The 26,179-nt window shown below is 57.2% G+C and carries 30 protein-coding genes and 1 tRNA gene; 16 read left to right on the top strand and 15 right to left on the bottom strand.

The genetic code is table 11. The features are described 5' to 3' along the window. Nucleotides 1-40 precede the first annotated feature (40 nt). The gene (locus ACOYXE_RS15855; protein ID WP_405122178.1) at nucleotides 41-583 is read left to right on the top strand and encodes a helix-turn-helix domain-containing protein; all 543 of its coding nucleotides are present in this window, start codon (nucleotides 41-43) and stop codon (nucleotides 581-583) included. A 102-nt stretch (nucleotides 584-685) separates the two neighbouring features. Here the strand turns inward: ACOYXE_RS15855 and ACOYXE_RS15850 are convergent, their stop codons facing one another. After that, a complete protein-coding gene (locus ACOYXE_RS15850; protein ID WP_460926272.1) occupies nucleotides 686-1,705 on the bottom strand; it encodes a DUF4917 family protein in 1,020 nt (339 codons plus the stop codon). A gap of 155 nt (nucleotides 1,706-1,860) precedes the next feature. Between ACOYXE_RS15850 and yiaY the strand changes: the two genes are divergently transcribed. Together yiaY and ACOYXE_RS15840 are read left to right on the top strand one after the other, a co-directional pair. Continuing rightward, nucleotides 1,861-3,009 (top strand): L-threonine dehydrogenase, encoded by a 1,149-nt coding sequence (gene yiaY, locus ACOYXE_RS15845; RefSeq protein WP_160056478.1) that lies wholly within the window; start codon nucleotides 1,861-1,863, stop codon nucleotides 3,007-3,009. 68 nt (nucleotides 3,010-3,077) lie between these two features. Continuing rightward, nucleotides 3,078-3,989 (top strand): LysR family transcriptional regulator, encoded by a 912-nt coding sequence (locus ACOYXE_RS15840; RefSeq protein ID WP_160056480.1) that lies wholly within the window; start codon nucleotides 3,078-3,080, stop codon nucleotides 3,987-3,989. 42 nt (nucleotides 3,990-4,031) lie between these two features. On the opposite strand, the gene ACOYXE_RS15835 is transcribed toward ACOYXE_RS15840, so the two are convergent. Further along, nucleotides 4,032-5,198, bottom strand: coding sequence for an MFS transporter (locus tag ACOYXE_RS15835; protein ID WP_460926271.1), 1,167 nt, complete (start codon nucleotides 5,196-5,198; stop codon nucleotides 4,032-4,034). A gap of 15 nt (nucleotides 5,199-5,213) precedes the next feature. Beyond that, a complete protein-coding gene (locus ACOYXE_RS15830) occupies nucleotides 5,214-6,458 on the bottom strand; it encodes an aminotransferase class I/II-fold pyridoxal phosphate-dependent enzyme (protein WP_460929838.1) in 1,245 nt (414 codons plus the stop codon). Nucleotides 6,459-6,828: 370 nt separating this feature from the next. On the opposite strand from ACOYXE_RS15830, the gene ACOYXE_RS15825 reads away from it, so the two are divergent. The 9 genes from ACOYXE_RS15825 to ACOYXE_RS15785 all read left to right on the top strand — a co-directional run bounded on the left by ACOYXE_RS15825 (nucleotide 6,829) and on the right by ACOYXE_RS15785 (nucleotide 14,304). After that, a complete protein-coding gene (locus ACOYXE_RS15825; protein WP_460926270.1) occupies nucleotides 6,829-8,022 on the top strand; it encodes a CaiB/BaiF CoA transferase family protein in 1,194 nt (397 codons plus the stop codon). Next, on the top strand, nucleotides 8,019-8,945 hold the full coding sequence (locus tag ACOYXE_RS15820; protein WP_460926269.1) for a hydroxymethylglutaryl-CoA lyase: 927 nt from the start codon (nucleotides 8,019-8,021) through the stop codon (nucleotides 8,943-8,945). Before ACOYXE_RS15825 ends, ACOYXE_RS15820 begins: the two co-directional genes overlap by 4 nt. Nucleotides 8,946-9,116: 171 nt before the next feature. Continuing rightward, nucleotides 9,117-10,448, top strand: a complete 1,332-nt coding sequence (locus tag ACOYXE_RS15815) for an MFS transporter (protein ID WP_460926268.1) — start codon at nucleotides 9,117-9,119, stop codon at nucleotides 10,446-10,448. Between the two features lie 350 nt (nucleotides 10,449-10,798). Further along, the gene (locus tag ACOYXE_RS15810) at nucleotides 10,799-11,533 is read left to right on the top strand and encodes a PA3715 family protein (protein ID WP_460926267.1); all 735 of its coding nucleotides are present in this window, start codon (nucleotides 10,799-10,801) and stop codon (nucleotides 11,531-11,533) included. An 83-nt stretch (nucleotides 11,534-11,616) separates the two neighbouring features. Beyond that, a complete protein-coding gene (locus ACOYXE_RS15805; protein WP_460926266.1) occupies nucleotides 11,617-12,288 on the top strand; it encodes a PA3715 family protein in 672 nt (223 codons plus the stop codon). Between the two features lie 4 nt (nucleotides 12,289-12,292). Next, nucleotides 12,293-12,709 (top strand): fosfomycin resistance glutathione transferase, encoded by a 417-nt coding sequence (gene fos / locus ACOYXE_RS15800; protein ID WP_160056494.1) that lies wholly within the window; start codon nucleotides 12,293-12,295, stop codon nucleotides 12,707-12,709. A gap of 60 nt (nucleotides 12,710-12,769) precedes the next feature. After that, nucleotides 12,770-13,408: a LysE family translocator gene (locus ACOYXE_RS15795; RefSeq protein WP_160056496.1), complete on the top strand. Its 639-nt coding sequence runs from the start codon at nucleotides 12,770-12,772 to the stop codon at nucleotides 13,406-13,408. A gap of 160 nt (nucleotides 13,409-13,568) precedes the next feature. Next, nucleotides 13,569-13,724, top strand: coding sequence for a KGG domain-containing protein (locus tag ACOYXE_RS15790; protein ID WP_007911485.1), 156 nt, complete (start codon nucleotides 13,569-13,571; stop codon nucleotides 13,722-13,724). Nucleotides 13,725-13,800: 76 nt separating this feature from the next. Further along, nucleotides 13,801-14,304, top strand: coding sequence for a DUF4142 domain-containing protein (locus ACOYXE_RS15785; protein WP_460926265.1), 504 nt, complete (start codon nucleotides 13,801-13,803; stop codon nucleotides 14,302-14,304). Between the two features lie 90 nt (nucleotides 14,305-14,394). Here ACOYXE_RS15785 and ACOYXE_RS15780 read toward each other — a convergent pair whose 3' ends face one another. Continuing rightward, nucleotides 14,395-14,805 carry a low affinity iron permease family protein gene (locus ACOYXE_RS15780; RefSeq protein WP_123594790.1) on the bottom strand — a complete coding sequence of 137 codons (411 nt, stop codon included), beginning with the start codon at nucleotides 14,803-14,805 and terminating at the stop codon, nucleotides 14,395-14,397. Nucleotides 14,806-15,018: 213 nt separating this feature from the next. Between ACOYXE_RS15780 and ACOYXE_RS15775 the strand changes: the two genes are divergently transcribed. Then, nucleotides 15,019-16,104 carry a type I restriction endonuclease gene (locus ACOYXE_RS15775; protein WP_077571499.1) on the top strand — a complete coding sequence of 362 codons (1,086 nt, stop codon included), beginning with the start codon at nucleotides 15,019-15,021 and terminating at the stop codon, nucleotides 16,102-16,104. A gap of 36 nt (nucleotides 16,105-16,140) precedes the next feature. On the opposite strand, the gene ACOYXE_RS15770 is transcribed toward ACOYXE_RS15775, so the two are convergent. Further along, nucleotides 16,141-16,680: an AidA/PixA family protein gene (locus tag ACOYXE_RS15770; protein ID WP_460926264.1), complete on the bottom strand. Its 540-nt coding sequence runs from the start codon at nucleotides 16,678-16,680 to the stop codon at nucleotides 16,141-16,143. Nucleotides 16,681-16,805: 125 nt separating this feature from the next. Continuing rightward, nucleotides 16,806-17,309: an inclusion body family protein gene (locus tag ACOYXE_RS15765; protein ID WP_007911481.1), complete on the bottom strand. Its 504-nt coding sequence runs from the start codon at nucleotides 17,307-17,309 to the stop codon at nucleotides 16,806-16,808. A 377-nt stretch (nucleotides 17,310-17,686) separates the two neighbouring features. Here ACOYXE_RS15765 and tam point away from each other — a divergent pair, with 377 nt between their 5' ends. Beyond that, the gene (tam, locus tag ACOYXE_RS15760; RefSeq protein ID WP_460926263.1) at nucleotides 17,687-18,457 is read left to right on the top strand and encodes a trans-aconitate 2-methyltransferase; all 771 of its coding nucleotides are present in this window, start codon (nucleotides 17,687-17,689) and stop codon (nucleotides 18,455-18,457) included. 163 nt (nucleotides 18,458-18,620) lie between these two features. On the opposite strand, the gene ACOYXE_RS15755 is transcribed toward tam, so the two are convergent. After that, nucleotides 18,621-19,349, bottom strand: a complete 729-nt coding sequence (locus ACOYXE_RS15755) for a class I SAM-dependent methyltransferase (protein WP_460926262.1) — start codon at nucleotides 19,347-19,349, stop codon at nucleotides 18,621-18,623. A 572-nt stretch (nucleotides 19,350-19,921) separates the two neighbouring features. Here ACOYXE_RS15755 and ACOYXE_RS15750 point away from each other — a divergent pair. Next, complete coding sequence (locus ACOYXE_RS15750) at nucleotides 19,922-20,284, top strand: DUF6124 family protein (protein ID WP_160056506.1); 363 nt, start codon at nucleotides 19,922-19,924, stop codon at nucleotides 20,282-20,284. Between the two features lie 76 nt (nucleotides 20,285-20,360). Here the strand turns inward: ACOYXE_RS15750 and ACOYXE_RS15745 are convergent, their stop codons facing one another. The 4 genes from ACOYXE_RS15745 to ACOYXE_RS15730 form a co-directional block, all read right to left on the bottom strand. Next, nucleotides 20,361-21,620: a type II toxin-antitoxin system HipA family toxin gene (locus ACOYXE_RS15745; RefSeq protein ID WP_160056508.1), complete on the bottom strand. Its 1,260-nt coding sequence runs from the start codon at nucleotides 21,618-21,620 to the stop codon at nucleotides 20,361-20,363. Further along, a complete protein-coding gene (locus ACOYXE_RS15740) occupies nucleotides 21,613-21,930 on the bottom strand; it encodes a helix-turn-helix domain-containing protein (protein ID WP_095119135.1) in 318 nt (105 codons plus the stop codon). Before ACOYXE_RS15740 ends, ACOYXE_RS15745 begins: the two co-directional genes overlap by 8 nt. 143 nt (nucleotides 21,931-22,073) lie before the next feature. Continuing rightward, the gene (locus tag ACOYXE_RS15735) at nucleotides 22,074-22,481 is read right to left on the bottom strand and encodes a type II toxin-antitoxin system HicB family antitoxin (protein WP_095119134.1); all 408 of its coding nucleotides are present in this window, start codon (nucleotides 22,479-22,481) and stop codon (nucleotides 22,074-22,076) included. A gap of 36 nt (nucleotides 22,482-22,517) precedes the next feature. Next, nucleotides 22,518-22,697, bottom strand: a complete 180-nt coding sequence (locus tag ACOYXE_RS15730; RefSeq protein ID WP_095049193.1) for a type II toxin-antitoxin system HicA family toxin — start codon at nucleotides 22,695-22,697, stop codon at nucleotides 22,518-22,520. Nucleotides 22,698-23,062: 365 nt separating this feature from the next. Between ACOYXE_RS15730 and ACOYXE_RS15725 the strand changes: the two genes are divergently transcribed. After that, nucleotides 23,063-23,581 carry a BRCT domain-containing protein gene (locus ACOYXE_RS15725; protein WP_460926261.1) on the top strand — a complete coding sequence of 173 codons (519 nt, stop codon included), beginning with the start codon at nucleotides 23,063-23,065 and terminating at the stop codon, nucleotides 23,579-23,581. Here ACOYXE_RS15725 and ACOYXE_RS15720 read toward each other — a convergent pair. The 4 genes from ACOYXE_RS15720 to ACOYXE_RS15705 all read right to left on the bottom strand — a co-directional run bounded on the left by ACOYXE_RS15720 (nucleotide 23,537) and on the right by ACOYXE_RS15705 (nucleotide 26,162). Beyond that, nucleotides 23,537-23,782: a hypothetical protein gene (locus ACOYXE_RS15720; RefSeq protein WP_460926260.1), complete on the bottom strand. Its 246-nt coding sequence runs from the start codon at nucleotides 23,780-23,782 to the stop codon at nucleotides 23,537-23,539. The genes ACOYXE_RS15725 and ACOYXE_RS15720 overlap by 45 nt on opposite strands. A gap of 254 nt (nucleotides 23,783-24,036) precedes the next feature. After that, nucleotides 24,037-24,110 (bottom strand) — tRNA-Gly (locus tag ACOYXE_RS15715). Between the two features lie 158 nt (nucleotides 24,111-24,268). Then, on the bottom strand, nucleotides 24,269-25,153 hold the full coding sequence (locus ACOYXE_RS15710) for an alpha/beta fold hydrolase (RefSeq protein ID WP_064119706.1): 885 nt from the start codon (nucleotides 25,151-25,153) through the stop codon (nucleotides 24,269-24,271). Between the two features lie 316 nt (nucleotides 25,154-25,469). Continuing rightward, on the bottom strand, nucleotides 25,470-26,162 hold the full coding sequence (locus ACOYXE_RS15705) for a pseudouridine synthase (RefSeq protein ID WP_095119132.1): 693 nt from the start codon (nucleotides 26,160-26,162) through the stop codon (nucleotides 25,470-25,472). Between the last annotated feature and the right edge of the window lie 17 nt (nucleotides 26,163-26,179).

Below are 26,179 nucleotides of genomic sequence, written 5' to 3'. Positions count from 1 at the left end.
AGCACAAATCGTCGCTTCCTTGCTGGAATAACCGCTGCGCATGTCTATCCGTTTGAAATTATTGAGAAAAAAACTTGGCGTAACCCTTGAGGCACTGGCCGAAAAATCCGGCATGACCAAGAGTTATCTGTCGAAAGTCGAGCGCGGACTGAACACTCCGTCGATTGCCGCCGCGTTGAAACTGGCGAAAGCGCTGAACGTCAAAGTCGAGGAATTGTTCTCCGAAGACAACGTCAGCCTCGACAGCTACAGCCTGGTGCGCAGTCACGAACGGCAGTCACTCGCCGCGAATGACCAGAGCCCGGGGTATGCGGTGCTGGCGCATCAGGTCAGCGAGCGCAACCTACTTCCGTTCATCATCTACCCGCCAAATGAGTTCAGCGACAAGACCTTCAAGGAGCATTTGGGCGAGGAGTTTCTGTTCGTCCACGAAGGGCAGGTCGAAGTGGATTTCATGAACGAAAAGGTGCTGCTGGAGCGCGGTGATGCGCTGCACTTCAATGCACAGAAACCGCACCGGATCAGATCGGTCGGGGATGTGCAGGCGCAGTTGCTGGTGGTGGTGCACAGCGCCGATGAATGAGTTGATTGGGCTAAAGCTATCGCGAGCAGGCTCACTCCTACAGTTGAAATGCGATCCCCTGTAGGAGTGAGCCTGCTCGCGATAGCGTCGGTAGCCTTACCACTAAATCTCGACCGGCACCGACAATTTCGGACTGCCCAGCGCATGCGTCTTGGCATCAAAAAACCGCAACTCAACCCCCGTCCCCTCAAACACCTGCGCGTAATGCCGCTTCTGATGCTGAACAAACGCCGCACTGCGCGGATAAATCGAGATCGCCACCGTCGCAGGTTTCGCCAACCGCAGCGCCCGAACGATATGCGCATCCTGCTCGCCCAACGCATGGCCAAAAATGCACAAACTGCCGCCATGCCCGAGCAATTGCTGATAACAGAACGACAGATAATCCGAACTGCGAATGGTCTTGAGCTTGTCCGCACTCGGCCCTTCGGTGACGAACAGCGGTACGTCATCCAGCGTCTTGATCGTATTGTTGATCGCGAAGCTGCCGAGCAGCGTGCCTTCGGTTGACGTCAGTTTGCGCGCCGTGCCGTCCTGATTGCGCACCAGATGCAGGCCACCGTGCAGGTACAACAAGCGCGGTTTGTCGGTGGCAGTTTCGCTCAGATCAAAACTCGCGTTGGCACCGTTGAACAGATCATCGATGGCGTCGCTTTGATGTTGCAGCGCCCAGTAATTAAGCAAGTCGTAATTGGTGGTGAACACCGTGCGATAGCGCGAAAGTTCTTCGTTCAACGTCGCCAGCGTCGAAGGCTTCACCAGTCGCCACGGAATGTGCACGGCGTGCACGGTGTTGATCAACGCTTCCTTGATCGCGTAGTAACGATTGCGCGGCGCCGCTGAGCTGACGGCCAACGCTTTGTTGACCCGGCTGGTGGTTTTCAGCGCGCCGAGTACCTGCTCGAAGCTGCGCGTCTGCATGGCGTCGAACACCGCCAGTTCCGACGGGCTCAGCGGTTTCTCCTCGACGGTTCGGGCGTTTTCGAACAGCGAGTCATAGCCGAAATCGTCCCACACCGCGCGGCTGGCGCCATTGCCCACGAGCAAACCGTTGAACTCGGTCGCGGCGCGCAGGGTGTTCCAGTCTTCAAGGCTGGCGTCGACATCGAGAAAATCGGTCATTGCGTAGGAAGTCTCAAAACAAAGGGCTGATGGGCGGCGACTTTATCACGAGCGGGCATTGAGCCAGATCAACATCGACGCTGACCGATCGGTCGATGCTGTGCTTATCCGCTGAATCGGAGCAGTCGATTCGGCCCCTGTCAGGAGACGCGCGCATGACCAGCACCTTTTTCATTCCAGCGGTAAACATCATGGGCAACGGTTGCCTCGACGAAGCCATGGTCGCGATCCGCAACTACGGTTTTCGCAAAGCGCTGATCGTCACCGACGCGGGACTGGCCAAGGCGGGCGTGGCGACGATGGTCGCCGAGAAGCTGGCGATGCAGGACATCGATTCGGTGATTTTCGATGGCGCCAAACCGAACCCGAGCATCGCCAACGTTGAGTCGGGCCTGGGGCTGCTCAAGGAAAGTCGCTGCGATTTCGTCGTGTCGCTGGGCGGCGGTTCGCCGCACGACTGCGCCAAGGGTATTGCCTTGTGTGCGACCAACGGTGGGGAGATTCGCGATTACGAAGGCGTCGATCAATCGAGCAAGCCGCAACTGCCGCTGATCGCGATCAACACCACCGCCGGTACCGCCAGCGAGATGACCCGTTTTTGCATCATCACCGACGAATCGCGCCACGTGAAAATGGCCATCGTCGACCGCAACGTCACGCCGTTATTGTCGGTCAACGATCCGGAACTGATGGTCGCCATGCCCAAAGGCCTGACCGCCGCCACCGGCATGGACGCGCTGACCCACGCCATCGAAGCCTATGTCTCGACCGCTGCCAACCCGATCACCGATGCCTGCGCGTTGAAAGCCATGACCCTGATCAGCAACAACCTGCGCCTGGCCGTACGCGACGGCAGCGACCTCGCCGCGCGGGAAAACATGGCGTACGCGCAGTTCCTCGCCGGCATGGCGTTCAACAACGCCTCGCTCGGTTACGTGCATGCGATGGCGCATCAGTTGGGCGGGTTCTACGACTTGCCCCACGGCGTGTGCAACGCCGTGCTGTTGCCCCATGTGCAGACGTTCAACGCGTTGGTTTGCGCCGATCGGCTGACCGATGTGGCTCACGCCATGGGCGCTGATATCCGCGGTTTCAGCCCGGAGGAGGGCGCGCAAGCGGCGATCACTGCGATCCGTTGCCTGGCCAAAGATGTCGAGATCCCCGGTGGCCTGCGCGAACTCGGTGCCAAGCTCAGCGACATCCCGGTACTTGCCACCAACGCACTGAAAGACGCCTGCGGCCTGACCAATCCTCGAGCGGCGGATCAACGCCAGATCGAGGAGATCTTTCGCAACGCGTTCTGAAACGGGTACAGCGGCGGCTAGTGGCGTTATGCTCAGCGCTCTTCCGCGCCGCCACTGCCGAGTCTCGCATGTTGCAAAAAAGCCTGATCCGCCGCCTCGACCTGATCACCCTGCAACTGTTTGTCGCCGTCCACGAGGAGGGCACGCTGACCCGTGCCGCCTCGCGCGAAGCCATCGCGGTGTCGGCGGCCAGCAAGCGCCTGATGGAGCTGGAAGAGGCGCTCGGGATCAGCCTGTTTGTGCGTCAGGCCAAGGGCATGACGCTGACGCCGGCTGGTGAAACGCTGCTGCACCATGCGCGGCAGATGCTGTTCAACGTCGAGAAAATGGGCCTGGAACTCGGCGAACACAGCCACGGTGTACGCGGCTATGTGCGCATGCTGGCGAACCTGTCGGCGATCATTCAGTTTCTTCCCGAAGACCTTCGCGACTTCTCCGCGCAGCACCCGCAGGTCAAGACTGACCTCGAAGAGCGACCCAGTGCCGGGGTGATTCAAGGTGTGCTCGATGGTGTGGCGGATCTGGGTATCTGCTCCAACGACAGCGACATCAAAGGCCTGCACAGCGTGTTGTACCGCGAGGACAAACTGGTAGTGGTGATGCTGCCGGAGCACCCGTTGGCCACCCGTGAGTCGGTGGCGTTCGATGAAACCCTGGACTCTGATTACGTCGGTTTGCACGCGGCCAGTTCAATCAATATGCGCACCCATGCGGCGGCGCGCCAGGCTGGCAAAGTCCTGCGTATTCGCATTCATGTGCCGGGGTTCGATGCGGTGTGCCGGATGGTCCAGGCCAACATGGGCATTGGCATTTTGCCGCAACGTGCTTATGAGCTGTTTGGTCAGGCGCTGGGGTTGCACGCGGTGCCGTTGACGGATGACTGGTCGGATCGCGCGTTGATTGTGGTGGTGCGCGATGAGGCGGGATTGTCGCCGGTGAGCCGGATGCTGTTTGAGCATTTGCGTGGGCTGGGCTCCTGAGATTCTCCGCGGTCTGATTGAGGATATTTTGCGCAATGCTTTCTAGCGCTTGTCACTCATCGGCGCGAACCGCACGCAGAGCATCGCGCCGACAGCGAGCAACGTACACAGCAGCGACAAGCGCCAGGCTTGTGGACTAGCGATCAGACTGGCCATCGCGCCAATGATCGCCGCCATCAATTGATGAATGAACCCGCTCAGTGCCATCGCATAAGCTCCGGCAATCGGCGCGCCATCGTTGGCACGGGACAGGCTGATCGGGTAGTTCAACGATTGGCCGAACACGGCCACGCAATACGGCAGCCAAAACAGTAATGCGATGGAGCTGGCCGTCAGACTGCCCAGCAACATCACGCTGCTACCCGCCAATACCAAACTTGCGCCGACAGTCATCAACCATGCCTGACCGGTGCGCAGCACGAAGTGATTGACCGCCAGCGCGCCGAGAAAATATGCAGCGCTGATTGGCCAGCCGAGCAGTCCGTAATCCACCGACGACCAAGCGAATGTTCCCTGCAAAATCAGTGGCGCCGCAGTGTTGAATGCGATGATCACGCCGTAGCCCAAGCCACCGGCCAGAGCCGGCAGCAGAAACGCCCGGTGCGACAGAATTTGCCGATATGCCGACCATGATGAGGCGCTGCCCGGTTCCTCAGCCCTCGCAGGGAAAGTGACGCGCGACACCATCAGCGCCATCAACAGGCACGTCACTCCGAGCAGGTAGAAGATCGCCTGCCAGCCCAGCGTCGCCTCGATCAGCGAGCCCACATATTGGCCGATGCCCAGCGCCACCACGAATGAAATGGAAATCCACGACAACGCTTTGGCCAGCAGATTGCCGTGAAAGCTGTCACGGATCAGCACCCGCGCCATCACCGAAATTCCGCTGGCACCGATACCTTGCATCAGTCGCAGCAGCAAAAACGATTCAAGCGTCGAACCCGGCGGCAACGCCAGATTGGCCAACCCGTAAATGACCAACGCCGCCAGTAACACCGGTTTGCGTCCGATGCGCTGGGCCAGACTGCCCCAGAACAACATCGGCAACGCCATGCCGATCAGGTACAGCGACAACCCCCACGACACCTGTGCGGGTTCCGCACCCAGGTATAGGGCGATCTCCGGCAACGCCGGCAAATAAATACTCATGCCCAATTGGGCGAGAAAAACCGTGCTGCAGGTGATCAGGAGGGTGACGCTGGCGTTCATGACTCGTCCCTGTTTTCAGTCGTCGAGATCGCAATGGTGGGTGCGCAACAGCCCGGTGACCCTTTCACAGAAGCTTCGAACAAGCGCCGGCTGCATGTCCGCGCGCAGCGTAATACGTATGGCTGCCTTGCCTTGAGCGACCACCGGGAAAAATACCGCGCTGGTGAAAAATCCCTGTTCGGCCAATTCACAGGCAATACGATTGGCCACAGCAGCCTGACCGCACTTGATCAACCGAATGGCCATGTTGCTGTGGCACTGATCGGTGCTGATCAGGCTGTCGAAGAGGCAGATGTTAGCCTCAAGATCGCTTTGCAGCGTGACAAACTCGGCGCTGCGATGCAGGCGGATCGACGCTCTGCCGGCACCGATCGCCGCGCAGTTGAGACTCTGCGACCAGTTGCTTGGCCCGCCGTAGCGTTGCACAAGCGTCTTCTGTCTCCCGTTGCCCAGCATCACCAACCCGCCGCTGGCGCCAAACGACTTGGCCAGTGACGCGACGATCAGGCAGTCCTCCTCCAGCGCCGCCACCCGTGGCCGAACGAGGCCGGCGCCCTGCTGACCGACAGCGGACAACGCGTGGGAATCATCCAGATAAAGAAACAACCCGTAGCGATCCTTCAAGTACAGCAGACCTTCCATGTTGGCAACGCCGCCCATGCTGTACGCGCCGTCAGCGACATACGCCACGCGGCCGTGTCGCTGGCAGACGCGTTCGAGGAAATCCATATCGTTGTGCGGCGCAGTCACCACGAGGGTTTCATCGGCACATGCGGCCTTCAAATGATTCATCGAATAATGCGCGTGACGATCAAACACCATTACCGGTGGCCGGCCTTCGGTAAAGATGCCGCTGGCCAGCAATGGCAGGATTCCAGCGCTGGCGGCGCTGCAAGACAAGGTGCTCAGGCAGACGGCGTCGAACAGTTGCGACAATTCGCTCTCGTATTGCTCGAGAATCGCCAGTTTGCAACGGTTTTTCGAGTTGGCGACGCGCAGGCTGCCGGTTTCGCGCAACGCGGTGATGGCGCCTTCGAGCAAGGCAGGGTGGTGGTCGAGGCCAAGGTATGAGGTCGTACAGAAATGATGGAATTCACGTCCATATTGATCAAGCAGGTGGTTGGGGCTCTTCACTTCGACATTGAGGCCGGCGACTTTGCCCTGTTCGGCGATGTCCCAATCGTGGTCGACCAAGGCGATGATTTTGCGCAAGTTGGAATACAGATTGGGCGTGTGCAACGGAAGATTCACAGGCGACATTCCTTGAGCGAAGCGATCCATGGGGTGTTGCAATTTGTGTGTGTTGCCAGACTTTACAGAGCGAAAAGTTCGGCAAAAATCGGCTGTTTCCGTGAATCCTGAGAGGCGACGGAGTTTTGTTTGTAGGGCGAAGCGACGAAAGTCTGTCGAGTAATCACCTTTCTGACTTGGGCGAAAGTCGGGCAATCCTGCCGTCACTGGACCAACCCCGATCGGCGAGCCCAACAGGCGGAAGGCTGACCTGAGCTCAACGAAATCTCACCCAAGCGTTCGCATTTCGCGAACGCTCATTGCCGAGAGAAGATTGGATTTTGCGCTTGGCGTTCCTCTAGCCTTGGCCACCTACTCCAAGAACAAGAGGTACCCCGCGATGACTGCCCCTTTGAGTGCGATCAAAGTGATCGAGATCGGCACCCTGATCGCCGCGCCGTTTGCAGCGCGCATGCTCGCCGAGTTTGGCGCCGAGGTGATCAAGATCGAAGCCATGGGTCAGGGCGACCCGCTGCGCAAATGGCGCAAGCTGCACGAAGGCACGTCGCTGTGGTGGTACCTGCAATCACGCAACAAGAAATCCCTGGCACTCAATCTGAAATCTGCCGAAGGCATTGAACTGGTCAAGCAACTGGCCAGCGATGCCGACGTCATCATCGAAAACCTGCGCCCCGGCGCATTGGAAAAACTCGGCCTCGGTTGGGACGTACTCCACGCGCTGAACCCCAATCTTACCCTCGTGCGCATTTCCGGCTACGGCCAGACCGGCCCGTACCGCGATCGTCCGGGTTTCGGCGCGATCGGCGAGGCCATGGGCGGCATTCGCTACACCACCGGCACCCCCGGTTCACCGCCGGCGCGGGTCGGCGTCAGCCTCGGCGATTCGCTGGCTTCGCTGCACGCGGTGATCGGCGCGCTGATGTCGCTGCTGCGGGTCAAGACCGGGCAGGGCGGCGGGCAAGTGGTCGATGTGGCGCTGGCCGAAAGTGTGTTCAACGTCATGGAAAGCCTGGTGCCGGAATACGACATGCTTGGCCATGTCCGTGAGCGCAGTGGCGGCGCCTTGCCGGGCATCGCACCGTCGAACACTTACCTCACGGCGGATGGCGCTTACGTGGTGATCGCCGGCAACAGCGACCCGATCTACAAACGTCTGATGCAAACCATTGGCCGTGATGACCTGGCTGAAGCAGCGGAATTCGCTCACAACGATGGTCGTGCCGCCAAGAGCGGTTTGCTCGACGCCGCGATCACCCACTGGACCAGCAGCCTGCCGATCGACGATGTCCTCGCGGCACTGGAAGCCGCTGAAGTGCCGGCCGGGCGAATTTATTCGGTGGCCGACATCGTTGCCGACCCGCACTATCTGGCACGGGACATGCTGCTCAATGCCGAGTTGCCCGGCGGTGCAACAGTGAAGATGCCCGGCATCGTCCCCAAACTCTCGGAAACCCCCGGCGGCGTGAACTGGTCGGGGCCGAAACTCGGCCAGCACACCGACGGTATTCTTGCCGGCCTCGGCCTGACTGAACTCGACATCGAACGCCTGAAAAGCCAAGGGGTGGTGCAATGATCACGGACATTTCGCAAACCCTGATCGTCCAGGAAGTCTCGCCTCGCGATGGCTTGCAGATCGAGCCGACGTGGGTGGAAACCGCTGACAAGATCGCGTTGATCGATCAACTGTCGCTGGCCGGTTTCAGTCGCATCGAGGCCGGTTCGTTCGTGTCGCCGAAAGCCATTCCGGCGCTGCGTGATGGCGAACAGGTCTTCACCGGCATTCAACGACAGCCGGGGGTGATTTACGTCGCGCTGATTCCCAACCTCAAAGGTGCACAGCGCGCGTTGGCGGCGGGTGCCGATGAACTGAATCTGGTGATGTCCGCCAGCCAGACGCACAACATGGCCAACATGCGCATGCGTTGTGAAGATTCGCTGGCGGCGTTTGCAGAGATTGTCGCGTTTTCCAGCGGTTCTGGCGTGCGCCTCAACGGCAGCATCGCGACGACGTTCGGTTGTCCGTTCGAAGGTCAGATCGATGAGGATCGCGTACTGCAAATCGTCGATGCTTACCAGGAACTCGGCATTGCGGGCATCACCCTGGCCGACACCACTGGCATGGCCAATCCGCGCCAGGTGGATCGTTTGGTGCGGCGGGTGTTGCAGCGGGTTTCGCCGGCTGATCTGACCCTGCATTTCCACAACACCCGTGGTCTGGGTTTGTGCAATGTGCTGGCGGCCTACGAGGCGGGGGCGCGGCGTTTCGATGCGGCGCTCGGTGGTCTCGGTGGCTGCCCGTTTGCGCCGGGTGCGTCGGGCAATATCTGCACTGAAGATCTGGTGAATCTGTGCGATGAGATCGGCATCCACACCGGCATCGATTTGCCGCTGCTGTTGAAACTCTCGCGCGGCTTGCCGGATCTGCTGGGCCACGAAGTGCCCGGCCAACTGGCCAAGGTCGGGCGCAACTGCGACCTGCACCCGATCCCCACCTGACAACCCCAATCTCCCTGTAGGAGTGAGCCTGCTCGCGATAGCGGTGTGTCAGGCAACATTTGCGGTGATTGATACACCGCTATCGCGAGCAGGCTCGCTCCCACATTTAAAAACGCATACCAGACAACAAAAACAATCGGACGCCCACCGGCAGTCCGCCTGGAGAAAGCTATGAGCCTCAATGTAATGGAGGCGGGCGCGCGTCCGTCCGTCGATCACGATGCCGAAAAAGCCTTGGTCAGCAAAGTCGCCTGGCGCCTGATGCCGCTGATCATGGTCTGCTACCTGTTCGCCTTTTTCGACCGCATCAACATCAGCTTCGCCAAGTTCCAGCTACAGACCGATCTGAGCCTGAGCGACACCGCGTACGGCCTCGGCGCCGGGTTGTTCGTGGTCGGTTACGTGCTGTTCGAAGTGCCGAGCAACATGATGCTGTACAAGGTTGGCGCACGGCGCTGGATCGCGCGGATCATGATGTCGTGGGGCGTGGCGACGGCGGCGATGGTGTTCGTCAACAGCGAATGGCAGTTCTACGCGCTGCGCTTTGTGATCGGCGCGATGGAAGCCGGTTTTGCCCCGGGCGTGCTGTATTACCTGACGCTGTGGTTCCCGCAGCATTTCCGTGGCCGCATCACCTCAATGTTGTTTCTCGCGTCGGCGTTCGCCGGGCTGGTCGGCGCGCCGTTCTCCGGTCTGGTGCTGGAACACCTCGACGGTGTGCTGCAAATGCGCGGCTGGCACTGGTTGTTTTTGCTCGGCGGCGTGCCGTGCATCGGTCTCGGTTTTCTGGTGCTGATGCTGCTCAATGATCGCATCGAGGATGCACACTGGCTGAGCGCTGACGAGAAGAAACTGCTGTCCAGCCGCATCGCCCGGCATGAGCCGCACAAGAGTGGTGGTTCGTTGCTCGCGGCGTTGAAGATTCCCGGTTTTCTGACCTTGGGTCTGATCTACTTTCTGATTCAGGTCGCGTCCTACGGTTTGAATTTCTGGGCGCCGCAATTGATCCGCAGCGCCGGCACCGAGAGTCCGGTGATGATCGGTCTGCTGACGGCCATTCCGTACATTTGCGGGGCGATCAGCATGGTGGTGATCGGGCGTTTGTCGGATGCCACCGGTGAGCGGCGCAAGTTTGTCGCCGGGCTGGTGGTCGTCGGCGCCATCGGCTTTTTCAGTGCGGGAATTTTCGCCAGCCACACGACGTTCCTGATCGTAGCCCTCGGCTTGCTGGGTGCCGGGATCATTGCTTCGATTCCGAGCTTCTGGACGCTGCCACCGAAGTTGTTGGCCGGTGCTGGCGCTGGTGCGGCCGGCGGGATCGCGGTGATCAATACACTCGGGCAATTCGGCGGGATCGTCAGCCCGGTGATGGTGGGGCGGATCAAGGATCTGACGGGCAGCACCACGCCGGCGCTGTATGTCATTGGCGTGGCGGCATTGATCGCTGCGGCACTGTTGCTGTGGGGCTTGCCGCAGAAATTGCGCACGCTCGACAAGTTCTGAGATCTGCGGTGTCTGCAATGACGCCTTCGCGAGCAAGCTCGCTCCCACATGTGATCGCATTTCTCCAGTTGGAATTCGGCACCTGTGGGAGCGAGCCTGCTCGCGAAGACTGACTTCCAGACACTGATAAATCACGGATTGACTCCATCAGTTAACAGCCACCCCATTTTTCTCAAACACACGAATCAACACCACCCTGGCAATCGCCAACATCGCCCCAACGCCCGCAACGCCGTCAACGATTTCTCGCTACCAAGCGGGAAATGCACTTTGGTTTACTGATGATTCGGTTGAAAGGGTCGATACAGCAGGGGATAGTGCGCGGCTGAAAAGTGCTCAAGGAGCGGGAAGTGACAGTGAAGTCTGGCTGGATCGGGTGTGCGGTATTGTGCGGGTGGTTGCTGGCGCGGCAGGCATTTGCCGATTGCACACCGGCACCCACGGCGCATGAGATGGATTTTTCCCTCTGCAGGGATTGGCCGGCGTATCCCGGGCTGACGCTCACCGCTGCTGCCAATTTCTCGCCCGATCCGGTGTATGGCGAGTCAGGGACTGTAGGGCTTTACGATCTGCGTTTGTCCTTGGTGGCGAGCGGAGATTCAAAGCCGTTAGCGAGCTTTTATCAGCCCTCGGCATTTTCTGTTGATGCCATCGCGCTTGATGATCTGAAATTCGATACCGCCCGCTATAAGCTCGCGCCGCAATTGCAGGCCTTTGGCGTGCGAGTACGGTTCAAAGGCTCTTCGCGCGTGAATCCTGTGGATGAAACCTGGTTGTCGCTCTATGTGAAAGACGACAACGCACTGCGTCCTGTCATGAATCGGCTGGTGGTTTATGAATATGGCGGGGAGTGGGATGGCAATTGTGCGGGAGAGCGCTACGAGACTACGCGAACCGTGGCTCTGGCCAAGACCAGCAGCCATGGCTATGCCGACCTGATTATCAAAACGATCCGTAGCTCGACTGTTGGCGAGGGCGAAGGCGAGGCGTGTGTATCCAATACCGTCACGCAAAAACCGGTCTTGACGACACTTCGCTATGACGGCAAAAACTACGTAGTGCCCGAAGACTTCAAAGGCCACTAAGAAAGATGTCTATTACTCAAGGAAGAACAATGATCTCGCGTATCACCTTGCTAGGCTCCTGCGTCGCAATGAGTCTTTTAGCCATGACCGTCCAAGCCCAGGCCGCCTGCCAGACCAAAGACTTCGACGGCAAATCCCTGTCGCGCTGCAAAGTCTGGCCCGCCGTGCAGAATCAGGCGATCGCAGTCAAATCCACCTACCTTGCCGACGCCGGCGACGATGATGCCGGGGTGTTCGATCTGGATCTTTCGATCGTCAACGCCAGCACTTACAACCCCATCGCCACTTACCGTAAACCGGGCGCCTACAACTCCGATGCCGTGCGCTTTGAGGATCTGCGCATCGACACGGCCCGTTATCGACTGGCGCCGGAAGTTCGGGCTTTCGGTCTGCGTTCAAAGTTCGCGCACAGTTCCCACGCCATTCCCTACGAGAAAACCGATCTTGCGCTGTACATTCGCGAAGGCAATGAGTTGCGTGCGGTGCTGGAGGGCTTGGTGGTCGCCAAGAGCAACGGTGAGTTCATGAATGATTGCGAAGGCTACACAAAGACGATTCGCCGAACGGTCGAGATCGGCCCTTCCAGTCATCATGGTCTGGCCGATTTGATCGTCACCACCAGCGGCAGCAAAATGAAAAACACCCAGTCGGGTAAAGAGTGCGTTTCCAATACCACCCGCCTGAAGCAGAAACAGATCACCCTGACTTACGACGGCCAACAATACATCGTCCCTGAAGACCTCAGAGGTTACTGACACGATGCTCACCGGCCTCAACCACCTGACCCTCGCAGTCAACGATTTGCACCGCAGCCTGGCGTTCTACCGCGATGTGCTGCAGTTGCGCGTAGAAGCCACGTGGGACGCCGGTGCCTACCTTTCGCTGCCGGGGCTTTGGTTATGTTTGTCGTTTGATCCGCTGCGTTCGAGTGAATCCTGCGCCGATTACACCCATTACGCCTTCAGCCTCAATGCTGCCGACTTCTCAGCTTTCGTGCACAAGCTAAAAGCCGCGAACGTACTGGAGTGGCGTGACAACCGCAGCGAAGGCGCGTCGTTCTACTTCCTCGATCCCGACGGGCACAAGCTCGAAGCTCATGTCGGCGATCTCGCTTCCCGACTGGCAGCGTGTCGGCAAAAACCGTACGCCGGCATGCGTTTTTACGACGAGTCATGATCAGACACATTTGTCTGTTATAGACTGGCGGCCACGTGTTCTGGCGCTTGCAGGTTTTCCATGACTCCATCGTTGCTAATGGCCGTGCTGGCCTCAGGTTTCATTTATGGCATTACGCCCGGGCCGGGAGTACTGGCGGTGTTCGGCATCGGCGCTGCCCATGGGCGGCGGGCCGGGGCGGGGTTTCTATGTGGGCATCTGCTCGGCGATGTGGTCTGGTGCAGCACGGCGCTGATTGCGATTGTCGGCGCCCGCGAAATCGGCAGCACCGCGTTTGATGTGCTCGGTGTGCTCAGTGGCCTCTATCTGTTCTGGCTCGGCTGGCGCGCGGTGCGCGCCCAGCGCCGCAACGGCGACGAACCCCAGGGCGCGGCGCGCAAACCGTTCTGGCACGGCATTCTGTTCGGGCTGACCAATCCCAAGGCCTACCCGGTGGCGGTCGCGACCTTCACCGCGCTGTTGTCGAGCCGCGCCGAACTGCTCAACTGGTCGATGTTGCCGGCGCTGATTGCCCTGAGTTTCCTCGGTGGCTTGCTGGCCTACGCTATTCTGATAGGCGTGGTTGGCGCGCAGCGGGTTCGCACGCTGTATCAGCGTCATGAGCTGCTTATCACTCGTTTGTGCGGCGTGATGTTCATCGGTTTTGCCATCAACGCGCTGCTGCATGCGCTGCCGGGACTGATGCCGAACAAGGCTTGAGGGTGTGTGCAGGGATGCGCAATCAAGCGCTCAGGCAGGGTAGGTAAAGCGGCGCCGTTCGTCGCAGCGACTGCAACTTTTCTAAACCTTTGCCGGCCAGAAAATTCTCAATCTAGGCGGGCACCTGCTCGCCACGATCATTACCAAGAGGTAGAGAATCATGCCTAACTCAAGAAACTCGAACTCGGGAAACTTCGCCAACGATCGAACCAAGGCCTCTGAAGCGGGTCGCAAAGGTGGGAAAACCACCACAACGACCGTCGACAAAGAGCCAAAACCAGATATGGGCCGCAAGCCCGCTCAGAAATCGAAGTAGTCGGTGAAGGTAGTTTTGATTGAGAGGCGGGGGCGTAAGCTCCCGCTTGAATTTCGCTAGTAAGGAGGGCGCGACCATGAGCCGGATGGCCACCCGTATACGCAACATGAGTTTTGTATCGCTGTTGGGCCTGTGTGCCAGCAGCGCTTTCGCCCAGTCGCCCGCCGATTTCATCAACGATGCCTCGGCCAAAGGCATGGCCGATATCGAGGCCAGTCGCTTGGCCCATAGCAAGGCCGAATCGAAAGAGGTCAAGGACTACACCATCGTCGTCATCAACGATCGCACCACGGCCAACCAGCACTTGGCGAAAATCGCCAAGAAGCTCGACCTGCCGGTCGCGCCGCGTGAGGAACTGGCCGGCAAGGCCAAAGAATTGATGCCGCAAGTGACCGAAGGCGCATCCTTCGATCAGGCCTACGCTGCCAGTCAGGTTAAAGCTACCGAAGAGGCCATCGAGCAGATTCAGCAGGAAGCGCAGACCACCGACGTGCCGGAGATCAAGGCGTTTGCCGACGAGACCTTGCCGAAGCTGCAAAGTCATCTGGAAATGGCTCGCGCGCTGCAGGCTAGCCGCTAACCAGGATCAAAAGATCGTAGCCTTCGGCAACTCCTACAGGATTTTGTAGGAGCTGCCGAAGGCTGCGATCTTTTGCTTTTTATCTAACTATCAGCACTCATTCAAATCCTGCTTGGACTTGCTCTTCTCGCCCAGCCCCTCCAGATTGAACACTTCGCCTTCACCCAACGAACGGTAGTGCCTGCGCAGCGCTTCCAGTTGTTTAAGATCCAGCGCCTCCAGCCCAAGCATCGCGTTCTGCGCCTCTTTGGTCACTAACAGCAATTCATCGATCTTCAAATGCAGAATGTCGGTGTCGCGGTTCTGCGTGTTCTGGATCAGGAACACCATCAGGAACGTGATGATCGTGGTCGAGGTGTTGATGATCAGTTGCCAGGTGTCGTTGTAATGAAAAATCGGCCCGCTCAACCCCCACAACCCGATCAGGATCAATGCTCCCATGAAGGTCTTCGGACTTCCGGCCACCATCGCGAGCTTCTGGGAGATTTTTGCGAATTTCATAGCGGTGTTCCTTATTGGGGGAGTGCTTGAAATTCAGACATTGGGGGAGATATGAAAATTCTACTTACATCCATGCCCTTTCGATAAAAACACGGTCGCGCAAAGTTCGCCTGATGGCGAAACTTTCATTGTGTGGTTTTGTGGCTAGTATCAAGTGGCAATCAAATTGCCAGTAGCCCATTACACGGACAGACATCACGCAAGAGGCCACTCATGGAATTCTTCGAAAAGTTAGCCAGCCTAGCCGCCAAAGTACGGTTGCAGAGCGCCGCAATCCAGACGGAAGAGGCAACGAAAAATGCGTTCGTCATGCCATTTATCAGCACGGTGTTGGGCTACGACGTCTTTGACCCGACTGAGGTGACGCCAGAGTTTGTCTGTGACATCGGCACGAAGAAGGGCGAGAAAATTGATTACGCCATCATGAAGGAGGGCGAAGTACAGATTTTGATTGAGTGCAAAAAGATCGGTGAACCTCTGCATATCAATCACGCCTCCCAGTTGTTTCGGTACTTTCACGTCACCAGCGCTCGAATTTCCATCCTCACCAACGGTCAGGTCTACAAGTTTTTTACCGACCTGGATGCGCCAAACAAGATGGATGAAAAGCCCTTTCTGGAATTGGATCTTCTCGACATCGATGAGTACTCGGTCCCCGAACTGATCAAGCTGACGAAGTCGGCTTTTGATGTGGACTCGATCATCAACGCCGCTGGCGAATTGAAATATGTCAGTCAAATCAAAAAGGTTATCGCAGCTCAGGTCAGCAAGCCGGATGATGACTTTGTGAAGGTATTTGCCTCCCGCGTTTACGACGGTGTGATCACTCAAAAAGTACGTGAGCAGTTTCATGAGCTGACGAGAAAAGCCGTTGTGCAGTTCTTGAATGACCAGATCAATGATCGCCTCAAATCGGCAATGAGTGGTGCCATTCAACCAGCATTGGCGTCCTTGCCGTCCACCTCTACCGGGACAGATCCAGTAGATCCGCGAGATGAGTCGGATGACAAGGTTCTGACAACTCTGGAAGAGCTTGAGGGCTACCACATCGTTCGCGCGCTGGTCCGGTCGGTGGTCGATGCCAAGCGAATCGTTCAGCGTGATACGCAGAGTTATTTCGGGATACTGCTGGATGACAACAATCGCAAACCAATCTGCCGGCTGCATTTCAATCGGTCACAGAAGTACATCGGTATATTTGATGAGGAAAAAAATGAGACCCGTCATCCGATTAGCTCTGTGGATGATATCTACGAGTATTCGGATCATCTGAAAAAAACGGTCGGCTATTACGACTGAAAATGAAACCGGCCTTAAGGGCCGGTTTTTTGTCGATTAGTTCGTGATTTTCAGTCCTAAAGTCCAGTGGAAGTAACCCACCACCTCACACTGCTGATTGACCAGCATGAAACTCAGTTCGCATTGCACGTCGCCGGGTTTCTTCGGCGTGCAGGTCCAGAAATGGTCATCAGCCTGTCGGCTGCCCGGTGTTGTCGGGTCGTCCGGGTTGGGCGCGGGCACCGTCAGGTTGGTATGAATTTGCAGGTTCGGTTCGGAAAGCACGCCGCTGTCAGCCACTGTCATGCGGTACACAACCATACTGTGTTCGGCGATCAGGCTGACGGAGCGTCCGCGAACGTGCAGGTCGCGGCCAATTTCGACCGGGATTGTTGTTGTGCTGTCATTTATGGCTATTTCTTTCGAGTTATTACCTATGGCGAAAAAGATAAATCCATCGGTAATGCTCGTTGGCGCGGCAGCGTCCAGACTTGGGTTCGGATAACGCGTCAGCACTGATTCGGCATCGACGATCAGCAACACATTGTGTGCGTCGGTGACGGCGGATGAGGGTGAAGGGATCGGTTCGCTGGTCATCATGGATTCCTTTCATGATGTTGGCACAAGACGACAGCCGCTTCGGTCAAGGCAAGACATCCTGTTCCGGACGCAGCGGCAGCGGATGTGTCGAGCCCTTTGTCACCAAAGGGCTCGACACATCATCAGTTATGGATGGAGATGAACGGATCCCACGAGCAGCAGCCGATGATCTGGCAGTTGCGGTCGACGATCAGGAAGTGGAAGTGATAGGTCACGCGACCACAGTCGAGGGTTTCGGATGACCAATAGTGGTTGTCGACTTTCTGGCAGCTTGGTACGGATGGATTGCTCGTGTTGGGCACAGCAACGCACGCTGTGGCCTTGCGCGGGGAGGGCGGCGAGATCAGGTTCTCTCCGGCGTTGGGGACGAATTTGTAGAAAATCACCGCCTGTTCGAAGCTCTGCGACAGGCTGGTTTCACGCCAGCGGATCAGATCGCCGACCTGAGCCTTGAGATCCAGTTCGCCACCGGCCTGGCCACTGACGACGTTGTCCTGATTGGTGACCATGTACACATGTTTCCAATCGATCAGCGTGGGATTCTTCGGATCCTTGCTGATGTTTGGATACTTTTTCAAAATGGTTTCGGTGTCGATGGAAACCAGAATATCCGTCACTCGAGACATGGTGATGCTCCTTTTTCATAGTGAACGTCGGACTGCAATCCAGGCACGACGACGCTTGCTTGCCGTATGGCTTTTGCCAGCACACTACTGGGGGAACCCACTGATCACGAGAAATGAACAGGCCATGCTCCTTGCACGAAATCGACTGATTCGGGTTCCTTCCGATTGCCGCTCCTTGACTATAGGTACGATTTTTTAGCTGTCAAAATCGCTTTTGTCTGGCTCGACGGACGGTCGTCGAATCCATAAGGTCCGACCTATTGGCTATAAGCAGGCAGGACGGTCTGACACCGTTTGCAATCGAGCCGCTGTGGAACTGCTCGCTGCGCACCCTGTATCGTGACGAACCGCTGAAATGTCCCCGACAGGAGAACGCAATGAGTTGGTCCGCCAAACAATACGTCGCTTTCGAAGATGAACGCACCCGCCCGGCCCGCGATCTGCTGGCGGCGATTCCCACGTCTGACGCGCGAACTGTGGTCGATATCGGTTGTGGTCCCGGTAACTCGACGGAGCTGCTGGTGCAGCGTTTTCCCGGGGCGAAAGTCAGCGGGCTGGACAGTTCGGCGGACATGATCGATGCAGCACGCAAGCGCTTGCCGTCGTTGCAGTTCGATGTGGCGGAGATTGATCAATGGGCGGATGAAGGCCCCTTCGATGTGATCTTCGCCAATGCCGTGTTGCAGTGGGTGCCGGATCACGCGACGTTGTTGCCGGCGTTGGCCAGCAAGTTGTCGGCCGGTGGCAGTCTGGCGATCCAGATGCCGGACAACCTCAATGAACCCTCCCACCGCTTGATGCGTGAAGTCGCCGCGAATGGCCCTTGGGCCAGCAAACTCGCGGGTGCAGCGGGCCAGCGTACCGACATGGCGAGCGCCGGCGATTATTTCTCGATGCTGCGGCCACACTGTGCGCGGGTCGATGTGTGGCGTACTACCTATCACCATCAGCTAACTGGCGGAGCGGCGGGGGTGGTGGAGTGGTTCAAGGGCAGCGGGTTGATTCCGTTTTTGAGTCCGCTGACTGAGGCGGAAAAGGCGCAGTACCTGGAGCAGTATCTGGCGGAAGTTGAGAAGGCTTATCCGGCGCTGACGGATGGCTCGGTACTGCTGCCATTCCCACGGTTATTTATCGTCGCGACGCGCTGAAATAAATTGATCCCCTCACCCCAGCCCTCTCCCGAGGGAGAGGGGGCCGTTTGGTGTCGCTTGCAAAACCTGAGTTCGCCTCGATTTTGCACGTCGGCGTAGTTCGTGCCGCCACCGCGGTCAGTCCCCTCTCCCTCTGGGAGAGGGTTAGGGTGAGGGCTTCTCAGCGCTGCACCGCCACCAACATCATCATCGGCCGCTCCCGCTCTTCTGCCAGCGCCGGTTGCGCCGCCACTTCAGCATCGCTCGGCCCCCATTCATTGACATGACGAATGGTAAACCCCGCATCGATCAGCGAATTGAGCAATGTCCCGACCGTACGATGCTGCTTGATCACGCCCTCAGCCAGCCAGTTGGTCACCCGTTCACCCTCCAACTGATAGCTGTCCAGCGGCCAACGCTTGTTGCCTTCACTATCCACCAGCCAACCCGGATTACGCGGCGCCATGAAGATTGGATGCTCAATGGAAAACACAAGATGCGAACCCGGTTTCAGCGCCGCGTACAGGTGCGCAAACAGCCCCGGCAGATCCTTGATGTAATGCAGCGCCAGTGAACTGTAAGCCAGTTCAAAACTGCAGGCGGGCAGGTCGAGCTGTTCCAGATCGCCGCGCTCATAGCGAATATTCGCCGCCGTCGTGGTCGCACGCGCGCGCTCCAGCATCTTTTCCGAGACATCCAGCCCCAAGACACTGGCCGCGCCATTCTCAATGGCCCAGCGGCTGAACCAGCCATAACCGCAGCCCAGATCCACCACGTTCAAGCCGTGCATGGATGGCAGCAATGCCTTGAGCGCTGGCCACTCCGGCGCCGCGTCGAGGCCGCCGATGGAGCGGTTCATCTGGCTGTAACTCTGAAAAAACTCGGGATCGTCGTAAATGTTTTGCGTCATGGTGAAATGCTCTCTTGAGTTCGATCGTCAGCGGCAAAGTGGCCGCGAGTGGAATCCCTCGAAAGTGATGGCACGTATTCGTCGATGGCCGCGCAGGGGGAGGGTGGTGGTTGATAGGGAAATGCTAGTCGGTCGAGACGAAGGTGAAAATCGATGGAGTGTTGTGGATCTGTAATGTCAGAAAATTCTGCAAGGTTTTTGTCTGCTTAAACGCATTCGGTGGCCAGTGTTTATAAGTGTTCGGTGTTACGTCCTGAAGCCTACAAATCCTTGCGCCGTTGCCTACCGCTACGCCAGAATCCGCCGGCTTGTGCGCTTGGTAGGCGGTCGGTAACTTGGTTCGCGTCACTGATTTCCAGTGATCGGGTTTAGTAGCTCGGCATCCTCAATCTAAATAGCTGCATGAGTACCACTCAGTCAGGCGAATGCTTGCACCTGATGGCGGCTGTGCGCATGGCGCCCTCGGGTGCGCCGGATTTGGATTGGGGTCCGGTCTACTAACTTGCGCACAGCTGCCACCCATCCGTTTAGTAGCGAGATCGGTTGCGGCCTTACTAAAAGGTCTCAATCCAATGTTCAAAGTAACGCCCAATCCGCCGGAAACCGATCCGGCATCCCCCTACGAATCACCCAACTCAAAGAAATTCCACGAAGCCGCCGAACGCGCCCTCGACCACTACCTCAGCCCCACGGCCAGAATCATGGGTTCCACCCACGAACCCGAACCGATGTACCTCGCCAACCCGAAATACGACACCGAATCCCTGCTCGCCAACGCCAGCGAAACCCTCGGCTCGGCCACCACCATGCTCAATAACTTCGCCGCGCTGCTGGACACCTCACACCGCAAGACCGCACTCGGCATCGCGCAGGTTGTCATGTTGGGCGAATTGGCGGTGAATCAGGCACTGGATAAGGTTGTGCCGGCGGATTAACCCTAACGCTTTAAGAAGCCAAAGAAACCGGCCAATTAGCGCCGGTTTCTCGAGACTGCTAACTGGCAGCACGAACTCAGGCAAGTAGCCCGATGTTTTGGTCGATGCGTTGTTGAATGGTGCGCAAGGTTTCCTGGGTGATCACACCCGGATACAGACTTTCAGCCATGGTTGAGAATCGGCTAGCTACCACGCAAAATCTGTCAATGATGTCGGCGGCCGTAGCGGCATTTACTTCAGCCTCTACTGCAAGGTTGAGCAGGTTTTCTCTTCCAATTTCCAAGGCTTCACCCATCACGTCCATCTGGTGATAGCCTCCCGGCCCCTCGCAGAACGTGACGTCATAGGCCGGCGCTAATTTCCAGTCTCCGCCAGGCGACATGATGTAAGCAAAGTTCTTCGGATGGTCGTCTCGGTTGTTGAATGCGACATTGAAGACGACCCGCTCAAACGCTGCGGCTTTCTCTCGTACGTCATTGCTGCACTTATGAGTCGCACGCAGGAAGTTGACGTAGTCCAGCGCCCCGGGGGATCTGAAATCCGCACCGGTAAAGGCTGCAAGACTCTGCATGGGCACCCGCAAGTCGTTTTGTCGGTCAAAGCGTTTGGTGGCAAAAGCGGCCATTCCCTCAGACAGGCTGAAATAACGAGTGTCAGGAGTCTGGATACCGCACAAGCGTAAACATTCGGCATAGACCATTTCGATGGCGCACACCTCGGGATGTTCTTGCTGAGCCGGAAATTTCACCAACCAGGCTTCGAAACCGGGAGTGGCAGCCGTAGTAAAGGCATCAGTGTGCGGATCGCGATATACCAGCGCTTTTGGTCGGGCGCCCTGTGGAGAACCTCCGATCAGTAGTAGCTTCTGGAGAAGCTCTCCACCTTTACCTTTGAGTACTTCCTGCACTTCGGACGCGAGCAACTCGATGGGAACATGCAGTTGCGGTTCCAGCGCCTCGGGTGCAACAGGTTCAAACGACATGGCCCCCATGGCATTGTTGCCAATGTAGGCTAGCCGCTCCAAGGGGCCTATGCGCGCTGGGTTGAGGCCTCGACGTTTGAACAATCGGTCCATCAGCAACATGCCCCAGCCATCTGGCAGCGAGTCATAAACCGGCCCAGGCAGTCCCAACTGATGTGACGGGAAATCCCGGTTTAACCTGGCTCCCTGTAATGGAAGCCTCAAGGAGGAGAGTTCCAGCCCTCTGTTTTTTGCCTCATCGCTGTACTCAAACATGACCTGCGGGCGACCGGTCAGGGCTTTCGTCGTAGCAAGTGTGCCCCACCGCCAACGTTCACCCCAGCCCGCGTAGTAGACGTCCACTTGTTCAAGCATTGTCGGCTTTCCTTTTGATGCGATGACGCTTGGCCGTTTTTTCGTAGCGAATGATATCGTCCAGAGTTTCGAGCCTTGGCAGAAACAACCCTTCGAGTTCCTTTTCGCGCCCGAGAACCATCGCCACTCGCACCATGTTGTCGAAACTCACATTACGACCGGCTTCAAGGTTTGACACTGTATTCGTCGCAATGCCCGCGCGAGCGGCCACGTCTGCCTGTGTCATCTCCAAAGCCAATCGTTCTGTGCGCAGGCGTTGGCAAATCCGTTTGACGATCTCGCTCGCGGTAGTGAGGCTTAAATCCAGCATGTCGTGTGTACCGTCGGCGTTCAGTTTTGATTGTCAGTACACAATATACTGTGGATTAAACCTGAAAATATAATTTAACTCACAAGAAAATGTAATTAGGTTTAATGGGTAGGATAGGCCAGCACGGGTTGACGCGCCAAGGTTCAACCCTGCTGCAAAACTTTCAGAGCCGCCGACGCCAGAAAGCCCGAGCGGCTTTTCTCTTCCGGGTGATGCAACACATACTCATCAATGCGGTTGAGCAAGTGCCCCGGTAGGGTGATGTTGAGCTTTTGGGCTTTGCCCAAATACTTGAGCACATCGATATCCACCACGGCCCATGCACAACCGGCGTATTTCGGGTTGGCTACGTGCAGGCTCAGTTTGCTGGCCGCTGGAATGGGGACGTCGTCGTCCGCGAGAATCTCGAAATGACCTTCGATGGCTTCGCGAGCCATGGCGACGGCATCGTCCAGATCCTCTCCGGCGGAAAAGCATCCAGGAATGTCCGGGACTTCTACACCCCAGGCGTGTTGGTCATCGCCAATTGAAATCGCAATCGGGTAGAGCATATTCGTTGTCCTCCATGGCGCAAATGACTCAGAGGGTCAAAGCAGCGCCTGCTGCAAAATACTGATGGCCGTTTTTTTCAGCAGATCCTTTTTCGGATGTGGCACGGTGACCAGTCCTGGTTTGGTCGGATGCTTGAAGTGATGGTGACTTCCTTTGATCCGTACCAGATACCAACCGTCTGCGACGAGTTGGCCGATTAAAAAACGGCTATTCACAACACCTCCCTGTGGTGTGCTTGGTGGGTACTATACCCATTGAATTAATATGATCAACACCATAACCACCGGTCGGTCGTCTTCCGCTGACGGGCGGGGTCGCTTACCGCAGTCTAGGTAAGGCAGAAGCGATGGTGAGGTGGGTGTGTTACCGGGTTTTGCTTATGTTCATGTGGCGATCTTCCGCTGCAAAATAATGGAACACATCTTTTTCTGACGTCACTGCTCGGGCTGCTAACGTTGAACTCTAATGGGCGAAGGTCATGACCCTCAACGAGCCTGTTGAAAGGAAATCACCTCTCGATATAGCCAGCGTAGTTATGCATGGAATTTGCCCATGTGATCGTCAGAAGGGAGTGAAACGGATGTCGACTCTAAAATTCAGCTATAGAGATGCAAAGGGCGATTTAAGTCAGCGGGAGTTGATTCAATGGTCAGAGAATTCGGTTTACATTCAAGGACGATCGGCCAGCGATACCTTTCCTAAAACCTATCGCAAGGATCGCATCATCGAAGTATTGCTTGGGGCTGAGCTGCTCTTAAAGGAGGCCGCTCCTCCTTCTCCGAGGCTTCAGCACGATCGAAAGCCACCGGCGCTCGTTGCTTCAGAAGCCGCTTCGCAAACGCCTGATCCGAAAATGTCACCGGGTAGGATCAATCAAATTCTTTTCACTGGGTTCGCAGCTGCACAACGGGCTGAGCTTGAGCAAAAGGCACTGGAATATGGGTTGAAGGTCATGAGTACGGCAGGCAAGACGCTGACGTTTCTTTGTTATGGTGAAAATGCGGGGCCAACCAAAGTTTCCAAGGCACTTGAGGCTGGAGCTTTCATCATCAACTCAGAGCAATTCTTGAATCTGATCACAACGGAAGAAATCCCCTGAAGTCATCACTTCGCTCAGCCTGCGCATTGAAACTGCACCAACCGCCGAATGCTTGTTACATGCAGCCAGCATCACCTCATTCTGCTTCTTGGTAGCTGCGGTCAGCACTTCACGGTAAACACGCTTTTTTTCATGGGATTTCGCATTACGGATGAAGTCTGCGAATGGGCTTGCGTACTCCCCTTTGAATCCGATTGTCATGGAATTGCCCCGTCATAGATCCCGAGCATGGGCACCATTTCGTGCCTCGCACGCTTCTCAAGGATTGTCGTTAGAGAGAACAAAAGCGTACAGGGGGAGAGCGCATCTTCAACTAGCGGAGTGTTTCTGAAAGGTTCCGAACTGCCCAATTGGCCAACCTCAAATCCCAGCCACAAAAAAACCGGCCCTATAGGCCGGTTTTTTCTATCCCTGCATCCCCCGTCAAAAAAACCAACGTGAGACCAATATTCGAGTGGAGCGGGTAGAGGGAATCGAACCCTCGTCGGAAGCTTGGGAAGCTACTGTTCTACCATTAAACTATACCCGCTCAGAGCGGCTGACTTTGTACCAGACTCGGCCACGGATTTGAAGTTTTTCTTTTACTCATGAACGCTTTGAATCACTGAAAACGGTCAATCGCGGGCGAGCACTGCGGTGAGAAAAGCAAAATCCCAGCCCGGCAGCCTCGCTCGCGACGACACCCTTTCAAATAGCCAATGCATGTTGATCCTGAACAAACGAGTAACGCGTTCGGCTGGTCTGCTGCGCCGGTTTCAGAAAGCCGAGCAAGGCGTTCTGGCTATCGCGGCACGCGGCCTTGTGTTCCATGTCGAGAAAATGCCCGGTGGCTTGCAGCGTGGTGAACGTGCTCTGCGCCACGTGGTTGCCGAACAGGCGTGCATCTTCGGCAGCGGTGTATTCGTCCCATTCGCCGTTTAGAAACAGCACCGGCACGTTGATCTTTTTCGCTGCATTCAGATAGCACTGCCGATCGCTGTGCAGCACGTCGCTGATGTGGAAGTGCATCTGCCCGTATTCGTGCTCGGCGAGGCTGCTGACGTGACGGTAGTTGAAGCGTTTGAACAGTGACGGCAGGTGTTTGCCGATGGTGTTGTTGACCAGATGGCCGACGCGGTCGCCGTCACGCTGGCCGAGGTAGTCGACGCCGCGTTCGAGGTAATCGAGCATGTGTGCGTTGATCACTGGCGAGAACGAACTGATCACCGCCCGTTCGATGCGCCGTGGCTGGTGGGCGAGGGCGACCAGGGTCGCGGCGCCGCCCCAGGAAAACGACAGCACGTGTTCGGCGGCGAAGTGGTCGATCAGCTCGAGCAGAATCTGCCCTTCGACGTCCTTCGTCAGATGTTTCTCGTGGCGGTTGTGGGCTTTTGACCGACCCGCGTAGGGCTGGTCGTAACAAACCACGTTGAATTGCGGGTGCAGGTTTTTCACAGTCTGTGCAAACGACGCAGTCGTGGCCATCGAGCCGTTGACCAGAATGATGGTCTTTTCTGCGGCGTCTGCGCGATAGAACTCCGTGTAAACCCGATACTGACCCTGTATATCCAGCACAGCGATTTCTGGCCTCATGTCATAAGACTCCTGGCAAGCAAGCGGGTATGCGCGCAAATAGAGATTGCACGAGCTTTGTGACAGGTAGGCATACGCCTGGAATTTGCTTGGCCCATGTCGATCCATGACTGCGGTCGACGGGTATTGTTATTGGCGGGCAGTTTGTCGGCTGAGGCGAAGCCCTTGGGGCTTACGACCGGCAAAAAGTTTCTTAGAAGTATGTTGTGACTCGTCGGTCACAATCTGGCCGACGTCCTGATTCAAGCAGGGGAGTCGGGATCACGCAAGTGCCGTTGGTAAATTGTTCGACAACTTCTGCTGAGCGGTCGCCGGCTTAGAACAAATGGATCTCTTCGGTGCGCAAAGCGCGGTACTCGCCCGGTTTTAGCGCGTTATCGAGCAGCAGCGGGCCCATCGATTCGCGGTGCAGGCGCAGGACTTTGTTGTTGAAGAAACCAAACATCCGCTTCACCTGATGGTAGCGACCCTCGACGATGCTCAACCGCGCCGAGCGTGGACCGAGCAGCTCCAGTTGCGCTGGCTGCGTGGTCAGGTCTTCGAAGGCGAAGTAGATGCCCTCGGCAAAAGTGCTCGCATATTGCGCGCCAATCTCCTGCTCGGTCTCGACGTAGTAGACCTTCGGCAGTTTGGTCTTAGGTTGGGTCAGGCGTCGCGACCACGCGCCGTCGTTGGTGATCAGCATCAGACCGGTGGTGTTGAAGTCCAGGCGCCCGGCGATGTGCAGATCGTCCTTGTCCGGTTCATCGATCAGGTCGAGCACGGTCGGGTGTTGCGGATCGCGGGTGGCGCTGACGCAGCCCGGCGGCTTGTGCAGCATGAAGTAGCGCGCCGGTTTGCCGCTTTGCAGGACTTCGTCATCGACTTCGACACGGCTGAATTCCAGCACTTCGCTGTGCGGGTCGCTGACGACTTTTCCGTCAATCCGCACGCGTTTTTCCACCAGCAACAGGCGAACCTGCTGACGGTTGTAGCGGGGCAGGTTGCTGAGGAAACGGTCGACGCGCATGTTCAGTGTTCGATGAA

The sequence above is a fragment of the Pseudomonas sp. MC6 genome (assembly GCF_054790575.1).
The sequence above is the reverse complement of the archived record's forward strand: the minus strand, read 5'-3'. Positions and strand labels throughout refer to the sequence as shown.

What these genes read in the sequence shown, in the direction of transcription:
- ACOYXE_RS15855 (WP_405122178.1), top strand. Translation starts at nt 41, where the DNA reads ATGTCTATCCGTTTGAAATTATTGAGAAAAAAACTTGGCGTAACCCTT.
- ACOYXE_RS15850 (WP_460926272.1), bottom strand. Translation starts at nt 1,705, where the DNA reads ATGACCGATTTTCTCGATGTCGACGCCAGCCTTGAAGACTGGAACACC.
- yiaY (WP_160056478.1), top strand. Translation starts at nt 1,861, where the DNA reads ATGACCAGCACCTTTTTCATTCCAGCGGTAAACATCATGGGCAACGGT.
- ACOYXE_RS15840 (WP_160056480.1), top strand. Translation starts at nt 3,078, where the DNA reads ATGTTGCAAAAAAGCCTGATCCGCCGCCTCGACCTGATCACCCTGCAA.
- ACOYXE_RS15835 (WP_460926271.1), bottom strand. Translation starts at nt 5,198, where the DNA reads ATGAACGCCAGCGTCACCCTCCTGATCACCTGCAGCACGGTTTTTCTC.
- ACOYXE_RS15830 (WP_460929838.1), bottom strand. Translation starts at nt 6,458, where the DNA reads ATGTCGCCTGTGAATCTTCCGTTGCACACGCCCAATCTGTATTCCAAC.
- ACOYXE_RS15825 (WP_460926270.1), top strand. Translation starts at nt 6,829, where the DNA reads ATGACTGCCCCTTTGAGTGCGATCAAAGTGATCGAGATCGGCACCCTG.
- ACOYXE_RS15820 (WP_460926269.1), top strand. Translation starts at nt 8,019, where the DNA reads ATGATCACGGACATTTCGCAAACCCTGATCGTCCAGGAAGTCTCGCCT.
- ACOYXE_RS15815 (WP_460926268.1), top strand. Translation starts at nt 9,117, where the DNA reads ATGAGCCTCAATGTAATGGAGGCGGGCGCGCGTCCGTCCGTCGATCAC.
- ACOYXE_RS15805 (WP_460926266.1), top strand. Translation starts at nt 11,617, where the DNA reads ATGACCGTCCAAGCCCAGGCCGCCTGCCAGACCAAAGACTTCGACGGC.
- fos (WP_160056494.1), top strand. Translation starts at nt 12,293, where the DNA reads ATGCTCACCGGCCTCAACCACCTGACCCTCGCAGTCAACGATTTGCAC.
- ACOYXE_RS15795 (WP_160056496.1), top strand. Translation starts at nt 12,770, where the DNA reads ATGACTCCATCGTTGCTAATGGCCGTGCTGGCCTCAGGTTTCATTTAT.
- ACOYXE_RS15790 (WP_007911485.1), top strand. Translation starts at nt 13,569, where the DNA reads ATGCCTAACTCAAGAAACTCGAACTCGGGAAACTTCGCCAACGATCGA.
- ACOYXE_RS15785 (WP_460926265.1), top strand. Translation starts at nt 13,801, where the DNA reads ATGAGCCGGATGGCCACCCGTATACGCAACATGAGTTTTGTATCGCTG.
- ACOYXE_RS15780 (WP_123594790.1), bottom strand. Translation starts at nt 14,805, where the DNA reads ATGAAATTCGCAAAAATCTCCCAGAAGCTCGCGATGGTGGCCGGAAGT.
- ACOYXE_RS15775 (WP_077571499.1), top strand. Translation starts at nt 15,019, where the DNA reads ATGGAATTCTTCGAAAAGTTAGCCAGCCTAGCCGCCAAAGTACGGTTG.
- ACOYXE_RS15770 (WP_460926264.1), bottom strand. Translation starts at nt 16,680, where the DNA reads ATGACCAGCGAACCGATCCCTTCACCCTCATCCGCCGTCACCGACGCA.
- ACOYXE_RS15765 (WP_007911481.1), bottom strand. Translation starts at nt 17,309, where the DNA reads ATGTCTCGAGTGACGGATATTCTGGTTTCCATCGACACCGAAACCATT.
- tam (WP_460926263.1), top strand. Translation starts at nt 17,687, where the DNA reads ATGAGTTGGTCCGCCAAACAATACGTCGCTTTCGAAGATGAACGCACC.
- ACOYXE_RS15755 (WP_460926262.1), bottom strand. Translation starts at nt 19,349, where the DNA reads ATGACGCAAAACATTTACGACGATCCCGAGTTTTTTCAGAGTTACAGC.
- ACOYXE_RS15750 (WP_160056506.1), top strand. Translation starts at nt 19,922, where the DNA reads ATGTTCAAAGTAACGCCCAATCCGCCGGAAACCGATCCGGCATCCCCC.
- ACOYXE_RS15745 (WP_160056508.1), bottom strand. Translation starts at nt 21,620, where the DNA reads ATGCTTGAACAAGTGGACGTCTACTACGCGGGCTGGGGTGAACGTTGG.
- ACOYXE_RS15740 (WP_095119135.1), bottom strand. Translation starts at nt 21,930, where the DNA reads ATGCTGGATTTAAGCCTCACTACCGCGAGCGAGATCGTCAAACGGATT.
- ACOYXE_RS15735 (WP_095119134.1), bottom strand. Translation starts at nt 22,481, where the DNA reads ATGCTCTACCCGATTGCGATTTCAATTGGCGATGACCAACACGCCTGG.
- ACOYXE_RS15725 (WP_460926261.1), top strand. Translation starts at nt 23,063, where the DNA reads ATGTCGACTCTAAAATTCAGCTATAGAGATGCAAAGGGCGATTTAAGT.
- ACOYXE_RS15720 (WP_460926260.1), bottom strand. Translation starts at nt 23,782, where the DNA reads ATGACAATCGGATTCAAAGGGGAGTACGCAAGCCCATTCGCAGACTTC.
- ACOYXE_RS15710 (WP_064119706.1), bottom strand. Translation starts at nt 25,153, where the DNA reads ATGAGGCCAGAAATCGCTGTGCTGGATATACAGGGTCAGTATCGGGTT.
- ACOYXE_RS15705 (WP_095119132.1), bottom strand. Translation starts at nt 26,162, where the DNA reads ATGCGCGTCGACCGTTTCCTCAGCAACCTGCCCCGCTACAACCGTCAG.